An 18,940-nucleotide genomic window follows, 5' to 3' on the forward strand; every position below is an offset into this window, starting at 1 on the left:
GGAAGAATGAAGCGATTATGGCTGTCTCCCTGCCCCTCGTGTTCGATGCTCCGCGCCGTGGCATGCCGCCGCGGCATCTCGCCGACCTCGATGCCGAGGGCAGGCGGGCGGCCGTCGAAGAGTTGGGTCTGCCGAAGTTCCGCGCCGATCAGATCGCCCGGCAGTATTACGCGCGGTGGCAGGCCGACCCGGAGCAGATGACGGATCTGCCCGCCGCCGTGCGCGAGAAAATCGCCGCGGCGCTGTTCCCGCCGCTGTTGGACGTGGTCAAACACGTGGCATGCGACCGCGGCGAGACGCGCAAGACGTTGTGGCGCGCAGGTGATGGCACGCTGCTGGAAAGCGTGCTCATGCGCTACCCGGACCGTGCGACGCTGTGTATCTCCAGTCAGGCGGGCTGTGGCATGGCCTGTCCGTTCTGTGCGACTGGACAGGGTGGGCTGAACCGCAACCTGTCCACTGCCGAGATCGTCGACCAGGTGCGTGCCGCGGCGGCCGCGCTGCGCGACGGCGAAGTGGCGGGCGGCCCCGGCCGACTGTCCAACATCGTGTTCATGGGCATGGGTGAGCCGCTGGCCAACTATAAGCGGGTGGTCGCGGCGGTCCGCCGGATCACCGAACCCGCGCCGGACGGTCTCGGGATCTCCCAGCGCAACGTGGTCGTTTCGACCGTCGGCCTGGCACCTGCTATCCGCAAGCTGGCCGACGAGAATCTCTCGGTGACTCTCGCGGTATCCCTGCACACCCCGGATGACGAATTGCGCGACACCCTTGTTCCGGTGAACAACCGCTGGCCGGTTGCCGAGGTCCTCGACGCCGCCCGCTACTACGCCGATAAGAGCGGCCGCCGCGTCTCCATCGAGTATGCCCTTATTCGCGACATCAACGACCAGCCGTGGCGCGCCGACCTGCTCGGTCGGAAACTGCACAAGGACCTCGGCTCCCGCGTCCATGTCAACGTGATCCCGTTGAACCCGACGCCGGGCAGTAAGTGGGACGCGAGCCCGAAACCGGTTGAGCAGGAATTCGTTCGGCGCGTGAATGCCCAAGGTGTTCCGTGCACTGTGCGCGATACCCGCGGCCAGGAAATCGCTGCCGCCTGTGGTCAACTGGCGGCCGAAGGCTGATTCCACGAGGTTCGAGGCCGGTGTCCGCGTCAGGTCTGTACCGGGTGTGACAGTCGGCTTGGTGGGAAGAACGTCGACTACGAGGGCTCGGGGCGTGCGGGCGACTGCGGGGAGCCGAATTCCCGGGGGATGGTGCGCGCGGTGGTACGAACCGCGTCGATGATGTTGTCGGTGGCGGCCAATCGGCCGTGGGGAATACGAAACCGACTGCGCCGTTCACGCCACCATCGCGGTCGAAGATTGCTCCGGCGATACAGGATTCGCCGAGTACCGCTTCGTCCCGCTCGTGGGCGATCCCCGACGACGCGACCGTCCGCAGGTGTTCGCCGATCGCCTCGACAGAGGTGATGGTTTCGCCGGTCATGCTGCGTAGCGGACCGGTGTGCGTCCAGGGTAGAAAGGCGAGTATCGCCTTACCCAAGGCGCTTGCGTGCGAGGGGATTTCGAGGCCGACCTCCGGCATCTGCCTGCTGCCGTCGGGGCGTGGTTCGTGGTGGATGATCACGACCTGGTCGCCGAAGAGGACGCCGACTCCGACCGCGAGGCCGGTCTGCCCGGCGAGTTCGTGCACCCAGGTGAGGGATCGGGCACGCAGGTCCAGCGTATCCAGATAGACGTTGACGAGGCGCAGTACCGCCGGTCCGAGCCGGTATCGACCTCCGCCGTGTTCCTGCACCACCACCTCATGGACGGATTGCGCACGCCGCAACGGCTGGCGGCGGAAGTGATCGGCACGGCATTCCTCGGATCAATCGGCGCCGGGTCGGTGCCCGCGACGGTCATCGTCATCGGCAGCGCGCCGCTGACGATGGCTGATCTGGGCATCATCTCGCTGGCCTTCGGCACGGTGGGTGTCGCGAACCGCCTACACCTTCGGGCATGTGTCAGGTAATCACATCAACCCGGTGGTGGCACTCGAGCTCGCTGCCTCCGGTCGGTTCCCCTGGCGGCGAATCCCCGCATATTTCGCGTCGCATTGGCCGGTGCCGTGATCGGATCGCTCGCCATCGTCGGTGTGTTGGGTGATCGGGCGAGCGAGGTGGGGTTCGGGGTTGCGGCATATCCCCAGAATGTCGCTGCCGGCGGGCGTTCATCGCCGAATTCGTGGGTACTTTCATCCTCGTGCTGACCGTGCTGCTGGTGATCCATCGAGCCACGGCGCCGGGTTTCGCGGGCGTCGCGATCATCCCGGTGGCGCCGACGATCGCCGCGTCGATCAACCCGGCACGCACGCTGGGGCTGATGGTGGTGCAACAACTGTGGGGCGCGGACGTGTCGTGGGGTCAGGCGCCGGTCTATCTCGCCGCCGAATTCCTCGCCGGCGCCGCCTACGCGTTGACCCGCGTCGATGCCGTCCGCGCGGACCGCGTCGCGGTCGACACGACCGTCTGACAGGAGAACTCGATGAAGAAACTGATCAACGATCCGGCCGACGTCATCGCCGACGCACTCGCCGGACTGGCCGCGGCACATCCGGAACTGAGGGTCGACCAGCGGAACCGGATCGTATTGCGTGGTGACGCACCAGTTCCCGGCAAGGTGGGACTCGTCTCCGGCGGCGGCTCGGGACACGAACCGATGCACACCGGGTTCGTCGGTCCAGGCATGCTCGATGCCGCCTGTGTCGGAGAGGTTTTCACGTCTCCGGTACCGGATCAGATTCTGGCCGCCACTACGGCGGTCGACGCAGGCGTCGGGGTGTTGCACATCGTCAAGAACTACACCGGCGATGTGATGAACTTCGAGATGGCGGCCGAACTCGCGGCCGCGGAAACCGGAACCGAGGTCGTCTCCGTCGTGGTGAACGACGATGTGGCTGTGCAGGACAGCCTCTACACCGCCGGGCGTCGCGGGGTCGGCGGCACGGTGGTGCTGGAGAAGATCACCGGGGCCGCGGCCGAGCAGCGGAGGCCGCTTGCCGCGGTCGCCGAACTTGCCCGAGTGGTGAACGCGAATTCGCGCAGTATGGGTATGGCGTTGACCTCGTGCACGGTACCCGCCGCCGGCAAGCCGACTTTCGAGTTGCGTGTGACAGAGATGGAGATCGGCATCGGTATCCATGGGGAACCGGGCCGCCGTCGGGTGCTGTTGACGCCCGCGCGCGAGGCCGCCGAAATGCTGCTGGAGCCGATCCTGTCCGATCTGCCGTTTGCCGCAGGCGACACCGTGATCTGCTTTGTCAACGGCATGGGGGGCACCCCGCTTGTCGAGTTGTACGTGATGTACAACGAGGTAGCCCGCATTCTGCGCGACCACAGGGTCTCGATCGCCCGGTCTCTCGTCGGCTCGTACGTCACATCACTCGAGATGGCCGGATGCTCGGTGACATTGACCAAAGTCGACGAGGATCTACTGCGTCTGTGGGATGCGCCGGTGAATACTTCGGCCCTGCGTTGGGGAGTGTGACGATGTTTTCGAGCGGGTCTCGACGGCATCGTCGCCCGCGGCAAGGCGGAAGCGGGGGACAAGACCATGTTCGATGCCTTGGCCCGAACTCAGCGTTGCCACCAGGGCAGTTCCGCTGGTCGAGGCGACCGTCCGAGAATTGGACCTGGCCAACTGCCGCGCAGCGGCCACCCGTGCGCTGAGCTGCGCGTCCGCCGCCGAGGTTCGCAACGCGGCACCCTCGGGTCAACGCACCGTGATCAGGTACTCAGCACCGACGACGCAGCCGCACCGAAGACGAGGTAAGTCAGCCGCGGTGCTTGGCAGGACGGTTGGTGGCGGCCCGGTATTCGGCTTCTTTCGCTTTGATGCGTTCGCTCTCCGCGCGGACTGCGGCGTAACTCTCGCGTTCGCGAATCAGCCATTCCGGCGGGTCGGCGAGCAGAGAGCCGATTTCGTCGGCGGTGAGGGCGTCGGAGACCTCGGCGCGGGCCAGGCCGGTGTTGGAGATGCCCAGCTTGCGGGCGACGACGTCACGGGGGAACGGGCCGGTGCGCCGCAGTTCGGTGAGCCATTCGGGGGGATTGTTGCGCAGTTCGTCGAGGTGGGCGCGGGAGACGGGAGTGTTGCGGAAATCCTCGGGCGCCGCGGGAAGATAGATGCCGAGCTTGTTCGCCGCCGTGAGCGGCTTCATCATCTGCGGTTTCTTGTCCGGGCTCACCCGGACAGCCTAATGGACTCAGCCGGACGGAACTCCGCCTGTAGCCCGCGCCGGGGCGGGCGACGGCGCGGCAGCCGCCAATCCGGCGGCGCGGGCGGTTCCGGCCACGCGGTGGCATACGCTTCCACGAATGAGCCGGTTCGAGTCGATCGATGTCGTGCGCCTGCGCTGGTTCGTCGCGGTCGCGGAGGAACTGCACTTCGCGCGGGCGGCGAAGGCGTTGCGTATCTCACGCCAGAAGCTGAGCCATACGGTCATCGACTTGGAAAACGAGTTCGGCACAAAGCTTTTCGTGCCCGGCGTGCAACCCACCCAGTTGACCGACGCCGGGCGTGAACTGCTCGAGCAGGCCAGGGAGATCATCGCTCGGGCAGAGTCGGCAGGTGACGAAGGTCCCCGAACCCCGCCCGCCCTGCGGGTGGGGTTCGTGCCCGGCGTCACGGTGTCCAAGTGGACCCGGATCTGGGGCGAACGGTTTCCGGACACGCCGCTCGAGGTGGTCGCACTGCCACAGGCCGACCAGGAGATGGCGTTGCGCGAGGGGCAGGTCGACATGTGTTTCGTCCGTCTGCCGATCGAGCGGGACGGCCTGAGCGTCATCCCGCTCTACCGGGAGGTGCCGGTCGTCGTGGTGCGGAAGGAAGATCCGATCTCGGTGTTCGACGAGGTGAGCATGGCCGACCTCGCGGAGGAACGATGCCAGGACACGGCCGACCTCGACGCGGTCGCGGGCGCGCTGGAACTCGTCGCCGCGGCGGGCGGCGTGGCGATCGTGCCGCATTCGCTCGCCCGCCTGCACCATCGTCGCGATCTCGTCTACCGGACGATGATCGGCGTGCCCGACACCGAAATCGCCCTGGCCTGGCCGGTGGACCGCACCAACGACCTGGTCGAGGACTTCGTCGGCATCGTCCGCGGCCGATCCGAGCGCAGCTCGCGTGCCCCGGCGCGCGGAACAGACACCGAAGCGCGGAAGTCCCCGACCCAGCGCGCCGACGGCCGTCCGAGTCCCGCGAAGCGGAAGCCGACCCGGCGCCGTGGGCGTTGACGCTGCTACGTCCGATCGGGTAACCCTGGCTGTTGGGCGGTGCTCGATTGCCCACTGCGCAGTGGCCGACCGATGTCCCCCTCGGGCAGGACGACGATCCGTCCGCGCGGGCGGTCGATGCCTCGGCTCTCCTGGAGGCGGTGCGCGTGCGCGGCGTCGGCCAGGGGGAGCGTCGCGGCGATGCGGGAGCGCAGGCGTCCGTCGGTCAGGAGTCGATTGATCAGGGTCGCGGCGTCGGCCAGGTCGCTGACGGAGGCGTTGCTGATCACGAAGCCGTGGATGCTGATGTCCCGGGTGTACAGCTTGCCCAGGGCAACCTGGGGTCGCGAGTTCAGTCCGGCCATGACGATGATACGGGCGCCGTCGGCGAGGACCGGCAGCATCGACTCGATGTCGTTGACGCCGGTGTTGTCCCAGAACAGGTTGACGCCCCCAACGGCCGCGTCGGCGATGGCGTCGGCGAGGTCGGGGCGGTTGTAGTCGATGACGGTGTGCGCGCCCAACGACAGGCACCAGTCGGCGTCGCGGTTCGAGGCCGTGGCGATGACTCTCGCCCCGGCCGCTGCGGCGATCTGCACGACGGCGCTGCCGACGGCGCCGGCGGCGCCGGTGACGACCAGTGTGTCCCCTGCCCGCAGGCGGCCCTCACGGAATAGGCCGAGGTGCGCGGTCGCCGCGGGGTGGACGACGCTGACGGCATCGGCGGCGGAGACGGAGTCGGGCAGCTGGTAGAGGCGTTCGACGGGAACGGAGGCGTAGCGGGCGAAGGATCCTTGGCGGCCGTGGTGGCCGAGGCTGTTGCACCATACGCGGTCTCCGGGGTGGAATTCGCTGACGCCCGATCCGTGCGCCACGACGGTTCCGGCGAGGTCGCGGCCGATGATGAACGGAAACGGCGTGTGTGTGGGGTAAGCGCCGGAGCGGACGAATGTGTCGACATGGTTGACCGCGAGGGCTTGCACGCGTACGAGTACATCGGTGGCACCGAGCGCTGGTACCGGCAGTTCGCCGACCATGATGTCGTCGGCGCCACCGTGTTCGGTGATGTAGGCGGCAGTCATGACAGCAGGGACATCGCCCATCGGAACTCCTGATCGTGGGTGTCTGGGACCGGGTGCCGCCCGCCTGGTGGGCTGTACCACGCGGCGGGCGGCACCCGGTGGGGTCAGTGCGCGGACTCCGGCGGGTCGTTCGGGAGTCCGTATTTCTCTGTCCACGCCGTGGCCAGGTCGGCTTCCTGAATGTCGGTGAACGTGTAGGCCGGCGACAAGACGGGCAAGATCCGCTCGACGCGCAGGAGGACAGCTTCGTTCGCCGGGTAGCCGGGTCCGTTGAGGTCGAGCAGCCAGTCGCGCAACCACTCATATGCCGGGTGAGCTGGCGGGAGCAATTCGGCGGTGCCCTTGAACCGGTAGCCGCGGCGGCGGATGAAGTCGATGGAACAGATCTCCATGCGAGGATCGCGGCGCAGGTTGGCGATGGTCTCGGGTGAGTTGATGTCCATGAAGATGAGGTGCTCGTCGTCGTAGACGCGGACCGAGCCTTTGGGCGAGAGGTTCGGTGAGCCGTCCGCGCAGATGGTCGCGGCGAACGACAGCTTGGCACTGTCGACGATGTCGCGCATGTCGTCGGTGATCGCGCTCATGGTTCACTCCTGATCGGTGAATGTTGTGCGGTGAGAGCAGGCTGTCGGTGGGCAGGAACGCCGGGGATGGAGCCGGTCAGCAGATCGGCGTCGGAGCTGTCGTCGATAGCGGCGGACAGGTCGGCGTCGCGAGTTTCCGGGCCGAGCGCGGCTCCGATGACGATCAGTGCGCCACCGATGACGAGCAGAACCACCGGCGTGTACTTCAGTGGCATGATCTCGGCGAGCCAGGTCTGGTAGAAGACGTAGAACGCGGGGACGATCACCGCGGCGGTGTATCCGAGCCCGTAGCCGCTGGAGCGGACACCGACGTGGAATCGCTCGATGATGTAGGTCGTGACGACGCCGAAGGTGGACACAACCACGATCACCAGCGCGACCGACACCAGCGTGATGAGGGTGGAACCGGTCACGGTTCGTGAGACCAGCAGCGCGTACAGCACGGGGGCGAGCGTCGCGGTGAGCGGACCGGCGATGAGGAAGAACCGCCGGCGGCCGATGCGCTGACTGGCGATGCCTGCGCCGAGGTAGGCGACGGCCAGCAGCGCGTAGGCCAGCACAAGCAGCAACGTCACGCGCAGGTCGGTGAGTCCCGCGTCGCGTTTGAGTGCTCCTGGCAAGACGGCGCCGATGACGTTGAAGGCCAGCCAGAGCCCGGTCATCAGAATGAACACCTGCAGGAAGTTGCGCAGGTTCACGCCGCGGAACAGTGCTACCAGCGGGATGCTGGGAGCCTTCGGCGCCTGCTTCCACGCGTCGGATTCCTCGAAATTGCGCGATATCCAAGGCACCAGCGCCAGCGCGAGGACTCCTCCGACAACGAACGGGATTCGCCACCCCCACTGGACATAGGCCGATCCGAGGCCGTCCGCCGGCATGACCTGCAACAGGCCGGTGGTGATGAGCGCGATCGCGCAGTAGGCCAGCGGGAAAGCGGTCATGATCACCGCGCCGACGAGACCGCGTTTTCCGCGCGGGGCCTGTTCGAGGGCCAGCGGTATCGCCGAGGTGTACTGGCCGCCCAGGAAGATGCCGTCGGCAAATCGCAGCCCGATCAACGCGAATGTACTGGCCAGGCCGATTTCATGGTAGCCGGGCAGGCTCGCGATCAGCAGCGTGACAACGCCGAAGCCAACCAGCGCGATCATGGACGTGCGGCGGCGACCGGTACGGTCGCTGAAGTGTCCGAAGATCACCGCGCCGAGGGGGCGGCCCAGCAGGGTGGCGGCGAAGATCAGTCCGGTGATGATCAGGCTGGTGGTATCGGATAGGTGCGCGGGCTGAAAGTATGCCGCGGCCGGCGCGAGTGCGATGACCGGCAGATAGACGTCGAACATGTCCACCCACAGTCCGGCCCACGCCCCGGCCACCGCTTTGCGGCCTTTGCCGGACAGTCGCGTCTGGGGTTCAGGGGTCGTGGCAGTGTTCATTGCCCACCTGCCGAGTTCTGCTTCGTGCTGGTGCCGGGACGCCAGGTTGTGTCGCCACCGTGCGGGCCGACGGGATCCTGGCCGGTCCGAGCGGGGACCGCAGGGAGGCCGACGGGACGACCGAGCCCGGCGCTCTCAGAGGAATAGATCATCATGGGACTCTTCACTGTTGGAATAGATGTCGCCTCGCTATGGCGTTGTCGCGCATTCGGCGAGGTCAGGGTCGGCGCGGAGGGCGCCGCTCGACCGCAGTTGGTGCTGTCAAGTCACAGAGCCTAGGCAGACAATCTCACTGGATAACGACAATTCTTCTGTGGAGAACAGCCCGTCGTAAATGCTCGGCCCAACGCTTGCCGCGGTAATTGCCGGGAGGGATCGGGGCAATACATGCGTCGCGTGGTGCAACTGCACAGAGAGGTACCGCGTTCGCGGGTCGGGGAAACGGTGGACCCGATCGGTGCGCAGCCGGATGCACGCGCGATTCCGGCCCCGGTGGAGTCGCGCAGGTGTCGGTGGTCGGCGGCAGGCAGGACTCGGTGTCGTTCGCCCGCACCGCTTCGGGAGCAAAGCGGTACTCGCGCAAGGGAATCGCGACGATGTCGAGACCGCCTCAGGAGGGAACTGCCGGGGCTGGAGGCGTTGTCGCCGCGGGTGCGGTGGTGCCGTTCAGACCCGGGCGGGCACGGTGGCCGCGAAGTGCGATGCCACGATCGACATGCCTTGGGAATGATAGAAGCGGTGTGCACCGTGGTTGGCGACTCCGGAATCCAGTTCGATCCGCACGCACCCGGCGTGCCGCGCACGCTCGCGGAGTTCTGCCATCAGCCGGCTGCCGACACCGGCGGAGCGGACCGTGGGTTCGGTCACCAGGTCATCGATGAAGAGCATTCGGCCGCGGCTGGTGGCGAGCACACGATGGGCCGCGACCCCCACGCATCGGTCTCGGTCGTAGGCGGCGGTGAACACCAATCCCTGTTCGGCGGCTTCGGCGGCGAAGTTGGCGAAGTCTTCAGCGCTCAAATCTGGTCGCAACGTCCGGATCAGGGCGGCGACGTCGGTCGACAGCGCCGGGTCGGTGACCGCGATATCGGTGAAGGTCAGTTTCATGGAGGCGACCATAGCCAGTGGTGGGAAGCGACCGGCACGCGGCGTGTCGCCGTCGCGACGTACGGGCGCGAGGGCAGCGGGTCGGTTGCCATCAATACGCGGAGGCCAGCTGGGCTTGCACGGCGTGCGCGGTCGCGCGCAGCGCAGCGACCACAGTGTGCAAGTGTGCCGGGTCGTAGCGGATGCTGGGCAGCGCCACCGACAGACCCGCCGCCGGTGTGCTGTCGTGGTCGCGGATGAGCACGCCGACTGCGATCAGGCCGCGCTCGGAGTTCTCCTGGTTGACCGCGAAACCGCCGCCCGCTGCCCGGGTCAGCCGCTCACGTAGTTCGCGCAGGTCCGGCCGCTCTGCGGGACGGTCTCGATAGCGGTCGGGCGCGTAGAGCTGCGCGAGTTGCTGGTCATCGAGTTCGGCCAGCATCAACTGGCCGGTGGTGGTGCGGTGGGCGGGAAAAACCATGCCCTCGCGCGAACCCACCCGCAGTGCTTGGGCGCACTCGACGCTGGCGATGAACCGCACGGTATCGCCGGTGCGGATGCTGAGGTTGGCGGTTTCGTCCAGGTCCTCGACCAGTCGCCGCAGGTGCGGTAGCGCGGCCGCACGCAGGCGCGAGGTCTGCGATCGAGAATGCGCGGCCAGTTCCAGCACCGGGCCGGCGCGGTAGACGCGGTCCTCGTCCTGAATCGCGAAGTCGCGATAGACCAGCATCGACAGCAGCCGGTGTGCGGTCGAGCGGGCGACACCCAGCCGCGTGGCCGCCTGGGAAACGGTCATGCCGCCCTCCAACTGGAGCACGGAGGCCAGCCGCAGGGCGTGGTCGACACTGGCGATAGCGTACGGCGGTGGCGTCTTGAGGGGCTTGTCCATTGAGCGACTCCTGTTCTGCTTAACAGAATCTACATGCTGTTGTGCAGAACGGACGGCAGTCTGATGCATGTGACCTCATCTCCTCCTCTCCCGACCTCCCCGGTGCGCTTGGACGTCACGGCCTTCGACGACCAGCCGGAGCCCACGCCCGCACTGGCTGAGCTCTACCGCGGCTTCGAACAGGAACTGCTGGTCCCGCTGTGGACGCAGATCGGTGACCTGATGCCGCGGCAGCCGACATCGCGCGCCGTCGCGCACCTGTGGCGCTGGGACCGGCTCGCGGAATTGGCGGCACGCGCCGGCGAGCTCGTTCCGGTGGGCCGCGGCGGAGAACGACGCGCCATTGCCCTGGCCAACCCGGCCTTGGGTGGCAAACCGTTCGCCACCCCAACACTGTGGGCCGCCATCCAGTACCTGATGCCCGGCGAGGACGCCCCCGAACACCGCCACAGCCAGCACGCCTTTCGGTTCGTCGTCGAAGGTGAAGGTGTGTGGACCGTGGTCGGGCGCGACCCGGTGGCCATGCGCCGCGGCGACTTCCTGCCCCAGGCGGGCTGGAACTTCCACGCCCACCACAACGCCACGGCGGCGCCGATGGCGTGGATCGACGGACTCGACATTCCCTTCCAGTACCTGACCGAAAGCCAGTTCTTCGAATTCGGGCGCGATCAGATCAGTGACGCCGAGCGCGTCACCCCCGACCGCTCACGCTCGGAGCGACTGTGGGGTCACCCCGGGCTGCGCCCGGTCGCGACGGGCCGGCATCAGCACGGCACCCCGCTGCTGGCCTACCGGTGGGAACACACCAATCGGGCTCTCGACGATCAGCTCACTGTCGCGGCGTCCGGGTTCGGCGGAGCCGTTTCCCCTGGCCACGCAGCAGTTAGGTTCACCGACCCGGTCACCGCCGGCGACGTACTGCCGACGCTGCGCGCCGAGATGCATCGCGTGGTCCGCGGTGCCGAAACCGTGCCAACGCGCGAGACCGGCTCCTCGGTGTACCAGGTGTTCGACGGCTCCGGCACCGTCACCGTCGCCGACCGCACGTGGACAGTGCACCGCGGCGATCTGTTCGTCGTCCCCTCATGGCAGCCGTTCTCGGCCCGCTCCGAGGCCGGCGCGACCGATTCCGACTCCGGTGCCCTGGATTTATTCCGCTTCAGCGACGCCCCGATCTTCGAGGCTCTCGGCCTCGACCGCACCCAGATGGAAGGGGTCGGTCGATGAAACTGGCAACCCTGCGCGTCGACGGCGCCACCCGTGCCGTCCGAGTGGACGGCGACATCCTCATCGATCTGGGCCGGCCCGACGTGGGTGCGGTGCTGGCCCAGCACCATTGGCGGCAGCATGCTGCCGCAGCCGACATCACGACCGCCAAGACCTATCCCACCCAGGGCGCGGAGTTCGCCACGCTCGTTCCGCACCCGTCGAAGGTCGTGTGTGTCGGGCTCAACTATCGCCGCCACATACAGGAGATGGGCCGTGTCCTGCCCACACATCCGACCCTGTTCGCCAAATTCGCCGACACCCTCACTGGCCCCTCCGACGACATCATCCGCCCAACTGAATCGGCCGAGTTCGACTGGGAAGTCGAACTCGCCGTGGTGATCGGCACCTCGGTACACCGCGCTCGCGGCGCCGACGCCGAGGCGGCCATCGCGGGATTCACCATCCTCAACGACCTCACCTGCCGCGACTGGCAATTCCGCACGCGGGAATGGCTGCAGGGCAAGATCTGGCAGGCCACCACCCCGGTCGGCCCGTACCTGGTCACGCCGGACGATCTGCCCGGCGGCGCCCGTCCTGCCTTGAATCTGCGGCTACTGGTCGACGGCGAGATCATGCAGTCCGACACCACCGCCGACCTGCTCTTCGACCCGGTGGCGCTCGTCGAATACATCTCCACCACCGTCCGGCTCAACCCCGGCGACATCATCGCCACCGGCACCCCCGGCGGGGTGGGCCACGCCCGCAACCCCCAGCGTTTCCTGTGTGGCGGCGAGCGCGTCGTGGCCGAGATCGACGGCCTGGGCCGGCTCGACAATCGCATCATCGGCACCGCACCCGAAGCAGGCACCTGATGCACCCCCGCGCCCTCGCCCAGACCAGGCGCTGGGCTGTGCTGGGCACCGACCTGTTCACTCGGGCAGTCAGCGACGACGAGGACTGGCTGCGCGCCGCGAGCGGGCTGCCCGAGTGGAGCCGCCGCCAGCTAGTAGCTCATGTCGCCGCCAACGCCGACGCGCTCGGCAACCTCGTCCACTGGGCTGCGACAGGTGAACCCACCCCGATGTACCCAACACCGCACACCCGGGCAGCGGAGATCGCACGCGGTAGCGAGTTGCCCTGTCCCGACCTGCTGGCCTGGCTGCGGTTGTCCGCCGATGGCTTGGCGGACGCCATGGCCGCACTCGACGGCCGTCAGTGGAAGACGTCGGTCGTCACTGCGCAGAGTCGGACCGTGGCCGCCACCGAGATCCCGTGGCTGCGGGCACGTGAGGTGTGCGTGCACAGCGTCGACCTCGCTCATGGCATCACCTTCGCTGATCTGCCCGCCGACTTCCTCGCCGCACTGTGCGACGACGTGGTCGCCAAACCCGCCACGGCGCCGAGGCCGGCGCTGGTGCTCGAGGCTACCGACAGCGGCGACCGATGGGTACTGCCCGGGAACGAATCGCCGATCACGCTCGCCGGCTCCCTGCACCAGATCACTGCCTACCTCACCGGACGGCCCAACCACCTGACTTCCGACGACGCATCGCCCCCGCCGGTTCTCGGCCCCTGGCTGTAAATCCGCCCCGGTTTCGCACTCGAGGAAAACACCATGAACCACTCCGCAACTCCCCCCGACGACTCACCCGATGTGCTCGTGGTCGGCGGCGGTATCGGCGGTCTCGGCGCCGCCCTCGCCCTGACCCGCGACGGTGTCCGTGTCCGAGTCCTGGAGCAGGCTCCGGAATTCGGTGAGGTGGGAGCCGGCATCCAGCTCGCCCCCAACGGCACCCGCATCCTTGCCGACTACGGCCTGCTGGATGAGGCCGTCTCCCTCGGTGTCGTCCCCGCCCGCATGGTCATGCGCGACGCGGTCGACGGCTCCGAACTCACCGCCTTGGACCTGCGCGACCTGCATCACCGCTACGGGTCGCCTTATCTCGTCATCCACCGCAGCGACCTGCACGGGCTGCTGCTGCGAGCCTGCCGACGCGCCGGCGTCGACCTGTGTACCGACCAGCAGGTCGCGAGCTACCACAACGTCGGCGGCGGCGCCGGTGTCGAACTAGCCGACGGCACCGCACACCGAGCCCGTCTCGTGATCGCCGCCGACGGCATCCACTCTGTCGCCCGCCGGCAATTCGTCGGCGACGACGTGGTCAACTCCCGTTATGTCGCGTACCGGGCGGCCCTGCCCGTCGAGCAAGTCCACAACCACGGCATCACCGCCGCCGACGACGAAGTCGTCGTCCATGTCGGACCTCGATGCCACTTCGTGCAGTATCCGCTTCGCGGCGGCGCCACCGTCAACCAGGTCGCCGTCTTCGAATCAACCAAAGCGATTGCGGGCGAACAGAACTGGGGCACCCCCGACGAACTCGACGCCGCGTTCACCGGTACCTGCGATCAGGTCCGCGAGGCCACCGCACTCATGTGGCGGGACCGCTGGTGGCAAATGTTCGACCGCGACCCCATCAGCACCTGGTCCTACGGACGCGTCGTCTTGCTCGGCGACGCCGCGCATCCGCCCCTGCAATACCTTGCCCAAGGCGCGATCATGGCGATCGAGGACGGCTGGGTCCTCGCCCAGCACCTCCGGGCGACCGGCATCGCGCATCCCGGACCCGCGCTGGACGCCTACCAAGCTGTGCGCGCCGCACACTGCAAGCGCGTCCAGACCACGGCGCGTGCGTGGGGCGACCTGTGGCACCTCGACGGAGAGCTTCGACTGCGGCGCAATGCGATCCTCCGTGACCGGGGCATCGATGACTACCACTTCATCGACTGGCTCTATGGACCCACCGCCCTGACCCCCGACCGAGAGCCTCCGATGTTCACCCCGATCCCGCTCAACACGATCGAACCGGCGTAATAGACCGCCTATTGCCCACAGTGGTGCCAGGTGGCGCTGATGATGAGGTGCTGCCGCGGCAGGTCGGGAGTGCCCGGTGACGTTGTGCCGGTCGGGGCTCGAGGGTATCCGGCGCTGAAACGCGAGTGTTATTCGGCGGTTGCCTTTCGCGCGAGCTGCACCAGCCGTTCCCAGGAGCGCGAGGTGATTCCGACTGATTCGTTCACCAGACGGACCAGTTTGGGGTCCAGCGCCGGGGTTGTTCGTCCTGCTCCGGTGCGTCTGCTTGCCAGCCACCGCCGGGTGCGGTCGGCCAGTTCTACCAGGCGTGGGTCATCCGGGGAGCAGTTGAACGCTGCGTCGTAGTCGAGGTAGATAGCTCCGAATTCCGGATCGTCGATGGCGTCGAGCTTGTCGGCGACCCAGTCCGCCGCCTGCTTCGGGGTGACCGACTGCAGCAGAATCCAGATGTCGCGCTCCATTCGGACTGCCCGGTCGCTGACCCCGAGTCGCTGCAGCCGTTCGAGGTACTCGGCAACTTCGGCGGACACGAATAGCCTGTCACCGGAACCCAATTCGACGATCCGCTCGCGGGTTCGGCGGATCTCCTCGGCGCGTTGGGCGAGCGCGCGGTCGATCTCGGCGATCGCCGCCGCGAACTCGTCGGAGTTCGCGGCGAGCAATTCCTTGATACGTGCCAGCGGCACGCCTGCCTGCGCCAGTGTCTTGATCTTGACCAGATCGATGGCGTCTTCGACGCTATAGCGTCGATAGCCGGAGGAGTCGCGCGGCGGTTCGGGAAGCAGGCCACGCCCGTGGTAAACGCGCACGGCCTTGATCGTCACGCCCGCATACTGCGCGAGCTGCCCGATGGTGATCATCCGCGTCCCTCTTCCCCGGTGCGCCGCCCAGCCTTCGCCATCATCACACCCGGGTGAACAATCGGCCGGCTAGGTCGATTCCAGCCACGGCGCCGGATTTGTCACGGGTGAAGAACCCGCGTTGTCCCTGTAGACCGCCGCCAGTAACGATGTACTCGTCGTCGCCGGGCAGTAGGCCGAGCGCGGCGGGCGGAAGGTCGGGCGGTAGTTCGGTGTCCGTGGCGGCGCGGATCTCCGGCTTGATCGCGCATTCGATCGTCAACCCGGTCCCGTTGGTGTCGAGGGTGAGCCGCATCATCTCGTTCTCGTACTGTCCGACGATCTCCGGTGCTCGCGCCCCGTCGTAGGGCAGCGGCTCCGGGTCGCGATCCACCACGCTGAGGACGCGCTCGAGCACCCAATTCACCGTGGCACGGTTGAACGCGAGGCCCGCGTCCGGGCCCGCGTTGGACATCACAACGACGGCGAAGTTCCGTTCTGGCACGATGAGCAGATCGGCGAACTGGCCATTGGCCGATCCGCCGTGCCCGATGGTCGCGACACCGTCCACCTCGCGCAGGAACCAGCAAATGCCGAGCCCATCACCCAACGTGCTGCCGCGCAGTTCCACAGTCTGCTCCCGCATCCGGTGAAGCAGCTCGGCAGGCAGAAGGCGATCGCCGCCAGCAGTCCGGCCGTCGCCGAGGTGGAATTGCGCCCACCGGAGCAAGTCGCCCGCCGACGACACCACACCGCCGCCGGGGTTGTTGGAGCGGTTGTCCTTCCACTGCCTGGCGACCGCGACCGCACCGTTCACATCGATGTTGTGTCCCACCGCGAACCGGCGAGTCATGACATCGTTGACCGCGTAGCGACTGTGCGCCAGCCCGAGCGGCTCGAACAACAGCGACGCGACGGCCCGCTCGAAGGTCAGTCCGGTGACGTTCTCGACGATCCGGCCTGCCAGGTTGAATCCCGCCTGACTGTAGGACGCCCGCGCACCCGGTTCCGCGATCAGCTGCGATTCGGCAAGTTTCGCCGCGTGCTGCGCCAGGGCGTCGTCGCCTTCGCCGGGGTCGACGCTGAGCCGCCATTCCAGCCCGGCCGTATGGTTGAGCAGCCGCAACACGGTGATCCGGTCCGCAGCCGCCACATCGGGAAGGGTGAACTCCGGAACATACCGCCGCACTGGCGCGTTCAGCTCGACCTGCCCCGTGGCGACCAGCCGCATCAGCGCAGTCGCGGTGAACGTCTTGCTCACCGAGCCCACCACGAACATCGTGTCCCGGTCGACTGGAAGTGGATTATCCACGCTCGTCACTCCGTGGCACGCGAAGATCTCCCGGTCACCGGCCAACACCCCCACGGCGACACCCGGCACCCCCAACCTCTCGGCTGAGCTCGCGACGAATTCCGACAATTCCTGTGACATCTCGTTCATGTCCCCATGCTCGAACCCTGCCCCAAGGGCAAGGTCAAGTCCTTGGTCGGAATATAGCCGTCAGCATGTCTGTCGAATGTCCGTTGGCGACAGTCACGGCGGACAGGCGGTTTCCCGAGTCGGGACAATCGCGTGCGACCCTCGCGCATCGGTCACGGGTATGAAGCCGTGCGGCCGCATTCTCGCGGCCGAGGGCTAGTCGGGGGGTCAGCGTCGCATCGCCGCAGCCAGGCCACTGGTGCCGTGCGCATGCCCGCGGCCGGCAAGCGGAGCACGGAATCGAGCCGTTGCGCGGCGGCTGGATTCGACGATGTCGGCGGTGATGTGTGTGTGTGTGTGTGTGTGTGTGTGTGTGTGTGTGTGTGTGTGGGTAACGGGGGGAAGCCGGATCGGATCGGGCCTTCAAGGTCTCGTGACATGAAGTGCGGTGGCACGGGGGTCGATGTCCTTGCGCAGAACCTTGACTTTCGGCACCCTCGCCCACTTTTCGGTTCGATGAGCTGTCCGACAGCATCTTTCACGGAGAACCGTACGTAACGGCCTCCGCTGCCGACAATCATGTACCACCTTCCTTGGCATCAAGCACCCAGTAGGACGTGATCAACCTGAGCACTCACCGTCTCGCCATCGCCATCGTCGGAACCGGCTTCGCGGGACTTGCCGCGGCGATCGAGTTGAAGAAGCACGGCCACGACGACATCGTGCTTTTCGAACGTGGCTCTGAAGTAGGCGGGGTCTGGCGGGAGAACACATACCCTGGTGCTTCGTGTGACGTGCCGTCGTCGCTCTACTCGTTCTCCTTCGAGCCCAACCCCGTATGGCTGCGGCGTAGTTCGCGGCAGCCCGACATCCTGGCCTATCTGCGCAGAACCGCCGAGAAGCACGATGTCCTACGGCACATCCGGTTCGATACGGAGGTGACCACTGCGGAGTTCGACGAGGACTCGAACCGGTGGACGATCGGCACCGGCGATATCGTCCAGGTCGACGTCCTCGTATCAGCGGTTGGACAGCTGTCGCGGCCAGCGCTGCCGGACGTCGAAGGACGGAAGAGTTTCGAACGTGACGCCTTCCATTCCGCGGAGTGGGACCACTCGGTCGAACTGACCGGCAAACGCGTTGCCGTGATCGGCACAGGGGCGAGCGCCATCCAATTCGTTCCGGAAATCCAACCACAGGTGAAGCAGCTGATCCTGTTTCAGCGGACGGCGCCCTATCTGCTTCCTCGATTCGACACCGCGTTCTCCGACGCACACCGCAGACTGTTTCAGCGGTTACCGATCATTCAGAAGGCGCAGCGGGCCGTCTGGTGGATGGCGGCCGAGACCCTGTCGATCGCGTTTCTCTACTCCAAGTCACTGTCGAGGGCTGTCGCAGCACTGAGCCGATGGCACATGAAACGGCAACTGAAAAGTTCCGAGCTGCTCGCGAAGATATGGCCGGACCACCCGGTCGGCTGCAAGCGAATCCTGTTCTCGGACAGCTACCTTACCGCGCTGCGTCAGCCGAACGTGGATGTGGAATCCGATCGGATCGAAGAGATCGCCAACGTGGGGGTCTGCACGGTGGTCGGCGTGGTTCATGAGGTCGACGTGATCATCTACGCGACCGGCTTCGCTGCGAGCGACTTCTTGGCCCCGATGAAGATACTCGGTCAGGGCCGTCGTGATCTGCGTGCCCAGTGGAGTAATGGTGCGCGCGCCTACCTGGGCGTCAGCGTCCCATATTTCCCGAACCTGTTTCTGATGTACGGTCCCAACACGAATCTGGGCGCCGGCTCGATGGTGTACATGCTCGAGAGCCAGGCCAAGTACATCCGGCAGGCCGTCGCCGGCCTCCGTGGCGGGGACGCCCTCGTGGTACGTACTGACGTCGCAGATCGCTATGACGTGGAAACGCAGGCGCGTCTGGTCGGCGGGGTCTGGTCGAAGTGCACGAGCTGGTACCGCGCGGCCGACGGCAGCGTCTCCAACAACTGGCCCGGCACTTCGGCCGAATACCGACGCCGCACAAAAGAGTTCGACGCGAGCGAATTCATGCGCCTGAGCAGCGGTGCAGGCATTTCGTGAAGACGATCAACGCTGACCGTCTCGGTTCGGGCACGCCCGCGGTGGTTGCCCATGGTATCGGCCGCCGGCGGCAGGGTTCGCGGTGTCACCACCGGTGACACGCGGTCACGATCAAGACAACCCGTGCCGTTGCCGACATCATCGGGTGCGGGGAAGCGCTGTGGCGGTGGCCCGCG

The 18,940-nt window shown here is 66.9% G+C and carries 19 protein-coding genes and 1 pseudogene; 11 read left to right on the forward strand and 9 right to left on the reverse strand.

Translation table 11 applies throughout. The features are described 5' to 3' along the window. The first annotated feature begins 17 nt into the window (after nt 1-17). Nucleotides 18-1,127 (forward strand): 23S rRNA (adenine(2503)-C(2))-methyltransferase RlmN, encoded by a 1,110-nt coding sequence (gene rlmN / locus AB0C34_RS03495; RefSeq protein WP_357067025.1) that lies wholly within the window; start codon nt 18-20, stop codon nt 1,125-1,127. Nucleotides 1,128-1,371: 244 nt separating this feature from the next. Here rlmN and AB0C34_RS03500 read toward each other — a convergent pair. Beyond that, a pseudogene (locus AB0C34_RS03500) lies at nt 1,372-1,590 on the reverse strand (IclR family transcriptional regulator C-terminal domain-containing protein); the annotation flags it as partial. On the opposite strand from AB0C34_RS03500, the gene AB0C34_RS03505 reads away from it, so the two are divergent. From AB0C34_RS03505 to dhaK, 4 genes are all read left to right on the forward strand, one after another. Then, complete coding sequence (locus AB0C34_RS03505) at nt 1,558-2,019, forward strand: hypothetical protein (RefSeq protein ID WP_357068568.1); 462 nt, start codon at nt 1,558-1,560, stop codon at nt 2,017-2,019. The pseudogene AB0C34_RS03500 and the gene AB0C34_RS03505 sit on opposite strands and share 33 nt — an antisense overlap. Further along, nucleotides 2,009-2,119 (forward strand): hypothetical protein, encoded by a 111-nt coding sequence (locus AB0C34_RS03510; protein WP_357067026.1) that lies wholly within the window; start codon nt 2,009-2,011, stop codon nt 2,117-2,119. Before AB0C34_RS03505 ends, AB0C34_RS03510 begins: the two co-directional genes overlap by 11 nt. Nucleotides 2,120-2,231: 112 nt before the next feature. Continuing rightward, on the forward strand, nt 2,232-2,519 hold the full coding sequence (locus tag AB0C34_RS03515; protein WP_357067028.1) for a hypothetical protein: 288 nt from the start codon (nt 2,232-2,234) through the stop codon (nt 2,517-2,519). Nucleotides 2,520-2,531: 12 nt separating this feature from the next. Continuing rightward, entirely contained in the window at nt 2,532-3,533 is a 1,002-nt protein-coding gene (gene dhaK / locus AB0C34_RS03520) for a dihydroxyacetone kinase subunit DhaK (RefSeq protein WP_357067030.1), read from the forward strand. A 286-nt stretch (nt 3,534-3,819) separates the two neighbouring features. Here dhaK and AB0C34_RS03525 read toward each other — a convergent pair whose 3' ends face one another. Continuing rightward, nucleotides 3,820-4,233: a DUF5997 family protein gene (locus AB0C34_RS03525; RefSeq protein ID WP_357067032.1), complete on the reverse strand. Its 414-nt coding sequence runs from the start codon at nt 4,231-4,233 to the stop codon at nt 3,820-3,822. Nucleotides 4,234-4,363: 130 nt separating this feature from the next. Here AB0C34_RS03525 and AB0C34_RS03530 point away from each other — a divergent pair, with 130 nt between their 5' ends. Beyond that, nucleotides 4,364-5,281 (forward strand): LysR substrate-binding domain-containing protein, encoded by a 918-nt coding sequence (locus AB0C34_RS03530; RefSeq protein WP_357067034.1) that lies wholly within the window; start codon nt 4,364-4,366, stop codon nt 5,279-5,281. A gap of 5 nt (nt 5,282-5,286) precedes the next feature. Here AB0C34_RS03530 and AB0C34_RS03535 read toward each other — a convergent pair whose 3' ends face one another. The 5 genes from AB0C34_RS03535 to AB0C34_RS03555 form a co-directional block, all read right to left on the reverse strand. Then, on the reverse strand, nt 5,287-6,363 hold the full coding sequence (locus AB0C34_RS03535) for an NADPH:quinone reductase (RefSeq protein WP_357067036.1): 1,077 nt from the start codon (nt 6,361-6,363) through the stop codon (nt 5,287-5,289). A gap of 83 nt (nt 6,364-6,446) precedes the next feature. Continuing rightward, nucleotides 6,447-6,926 carry a pyridoxamine 5'-phosphate oxidase family protein gene (locus AB0C34_RS03540; RefSeq protein WP_357067038.1) on the reverse strand — a complete coding sequence of 160 codons (480 nt, stop codon included), beginning with the start codon at nt 6,924-6,926 and terminating at the stop codon, nt 6,447-6,449. Next, nucleotides 6,923-8,356: an MFS transporter gene (locus AB0C34_RS03545; RefSeq protein WP_357067040.1), complete on the reverse strand. Its 1,434-nt coding sequence runs from the start codon at nt 8,354-8,356 to the stop codon at nt 6,923-6,925. Before AB0C34_RS03545 ends, AB0C34_RS03540 begins: the two co-directional genes overlap by 4 nt. Nucleotides 8,357-9,022: 666 nt before the next feature. Beyond that, complete coding sequence (locus AB0C34_RS03550; protein WP_357067042.1) at nt 9,023-9,463, reverse strand: GNAT family N-acetyltransferase; 441 nt, start codon at nt 9,461-9,463, stop codon at nt 9,023-9,025. A 91-nt stretch (nt 9,464-9,554) separates the two neighbouring features. Continuing rightward, a complete protein-coding gene (locus tag AB0C34_RS03555) occupies nt 9,555-10,331 on the reverse strand; it encodes an IclR family transcriptional regulator (protein ID WP_357067044.1) in 777 nt (258 codons plus the stop codon). A gap of 63 nt (nt 10,332-10,394) precedes the next feature. Between AB0C34_RS03555 and AB0C34_RS03560 the strand changes: the two genes are divergently transcribed. The 4 genes from AB0C34_RS03560 to AB0C34_RS03575 are packed head-to-tail and all read left to right on the forward strand — an operon-like array spanning nt 10,395 to nt 14,415. Continuing rightward, nucleotides 10,395-11,558, forward strand: coding sequence for a cupin domain-containing protein (locus AB0C34_RS03560; RefSeq protein ID WP_357067046.1), 1,164 nt, complete (start codon nt 10,395-10,397; stop codon nt 11,556-11,558). Further along, nucleotides 11,555-12,412, forward strand: a complete 858-nt coding sequence (locus AB0C34_RS03565) for a fumarylacetoacetate hydrolase family protein (protein WP_357067048.1) — start codon at nt 11,555-11,557, stop codon at nt 12,410-12,412. The genes AB0C34_RS03560 and AB0C34_RS03565 overlap by 4 nt, the downstream gene beginning before the upstream one ends. Beyond that, complete coding sequence (locus AB0C34_RS03570; protein ID WP_357067050.1) at nt 12,412-13,122, forward strand: maleylpyruvate isomerase family mycothiol-dependent enzyme; 711 nt, start codon at nt 12,412-12,414, stop codon at nt 13,120-13,122. The genes AB0C34_RS03565 and AB0C34_RS03570 overlap by 1 nt, the downstream gene beginning before the upstream one ends. A 33-nt stretch (nt 13,123-13,155) precedes the next feature. Then, nucleotides 13,156-14,415 (forward strand): FAD-dependent monooxygenase, encoded by a 1,260-nt coding sequence (locus tag AB0C34_RS03575; protein ID WP_357067052.1) that lies wholly within the window; start codon nt 13,156-13,158, stop codon nt 14,413-14,415. Nucleotides 14,416-14,543: 128 nt separating this feature from the next. Here AB0C34_RS03575 and AB0C34_RS03580 read toward each other — a convergent pair whose 3' ends face one another. Continuing rightward, nucleotides 14,544-15,275 (reverse strand): MerR family transcriptional regulator, encoded by a 732-nt coding sequence (locus tag AB0C34_RS03580; RefSeq protein WP_357067054.1) that lies wholly within the window; start codon nt 15,273-15,275, stop codon nt 14,544-14,546. Between the two features lie 43 nt (nt 15,276-15,318). Continuing rightward, on the reverse strand, nt 15,319-16,695 hold the full coding sequence (locus AB0C34_RS03585; protein ID WP_357067056.1) for a serine hydrolase domain-containing protein: 1,377 nt from the start codon (nt 16,693-16,695) through the stop codon (nt 15,319-15,321). A gap of 596 nt (nt 16,696-17,291) precedes the next feature. On the opposite strand from AB0C34_RS03585, the gene AB0C34_RS03590 reads away from it, so the two are divergent. Beyond that, the gene (locus tag AB0C34_RS03590) at nt 17,292-18,764 is read left to right on the forward strand and encodes an NAD(P)/FAD-dependent oxidoreductase (RefSeq protein WP_357067058.1); all 1,473 of its coding nucleotides are present in this window, start codon (nt 17,292-17,294) and stop codon (nt 18,762-18,764) included. The last annotated feature ends 176 nt before the right edge of the window (nt 18,765-18,940 follow it).

Origin of the sequence: Nocardia sp. NPDC049220, assembly GCF_040647855.1 — a bacterium.
Classification (GTDB): domain Bacteria; phylum Actinomycetota; class Actinomycetes; order Mycobacteriales; family Mycobacteriaceae; genus Nocardia.

What these genes read in the sequence shown, in the direction of transcription:
- rlmN (WP_357067025.1), top strand. Translation starts at nt 18, where the DNA reads ATGGCTGTCTCCCTGCCCCTCGTGTTCGATGCTCCGCGCCGTGGCATG.
- dhaK (WP_357067030.1), top strand. Translation starts at nt 2,532, where the DNA reads ATGAAGAAACTGATCAACGATCCGGCCGACGTCATCGCCGACGCACTC.
- AB0C34_RS03530 (WP_357067034.1), top strand. Translation starts at nt 4,364, where the DNA reads ATGAGCCGGTTCGAGTCGATCGATGTCGTGCGCCTGCGCTGGTTCGTC.
- AB0C34_RS03535 (WP_357067036.1), bottom strand. Translation starts at nt 6,363, where the DNA reads ATGGGCGATGTCCCTGCTGTCATGACTGCCGCCTACATCACCGAACAC.
- AB0C34_RS03540 (WP_357067038.1), bottom strand. Translation starts at nt 6,926, where the DNA reads ATGAGCGCGATCACCGACGACATGCGCGACATCGTCGACAGTGCCAAG.
- AB0C34_RS03545 (WP_357067040.1), bottom strand. Translation starts at nt 8,356, where the DNA reads ATGAACACTGCCACGACCCCTGAACCCCAGACGCGACTGTCCGGCAAA.
- AB0C34_RS03550 (WP_357067042.1), bottom strand. Translation starts at nt 9,463, where the DNA reads ATGAAACTGACCTTCACCGATATCGCGGTCACCGACCCGGCGCTGTCG.
- AB0C34_RS03555 (WP_357067044.1), bottom strand. Translation starts at nt 10,331, where the DNA reads ATGGACAAGCCCCTCAAGACGCCACCGCCGTACGCTATCGCCAGTGTC.
- AB0C34_RS03560 (WP_357067046.1), top strand. Translation starts at nt 10,395, where the DNA reads ATGCATGTGACCTCATCTCCTCCTCTCCCGACCTCCCCGGTGCGCTTG.
- AB0C34_RS03565 (WP_357067048.1), top strand. Translation starts at nt 11,555, where the DNA reads ATGAAACTGGCAACCCTGCGCGTCGACGGCGCCACCCGTGCCGTCCGA.
- AB0C34_RS03570 (WP_357067050.1), top strand. Translation starts at nt 12,412, where the DNA reads ATGCACCCCCGCGCCCTCGCCCAGACCAGGCGCTGGGCTGTGCTGGGC.
- AB0C34_RS03575 (WP_357067052.1), top strand. Translation starts at nt 13,156, where the DNA reads ATGAACCACTCCGCAACTCCCCCCGACGACTCACCCGATGTGCTCGTG.
- AB0C34_RS03580 (WP_357067054.1), bottom strand. Translation starts at nt 15,275, where the DNA reads ATGATCACCATCGGGCAGCTCGCGCAGTATGCGGGCGTGACGATCAAG.
- AB0C34_RS03585 (WP_357067056.1), bottom strand. Translation starts at nt 16,695, where the DNA reads ATGAACGAGATGTCACAGGAATTGTCGGAATTCGTCGCGAGCTCAGCC.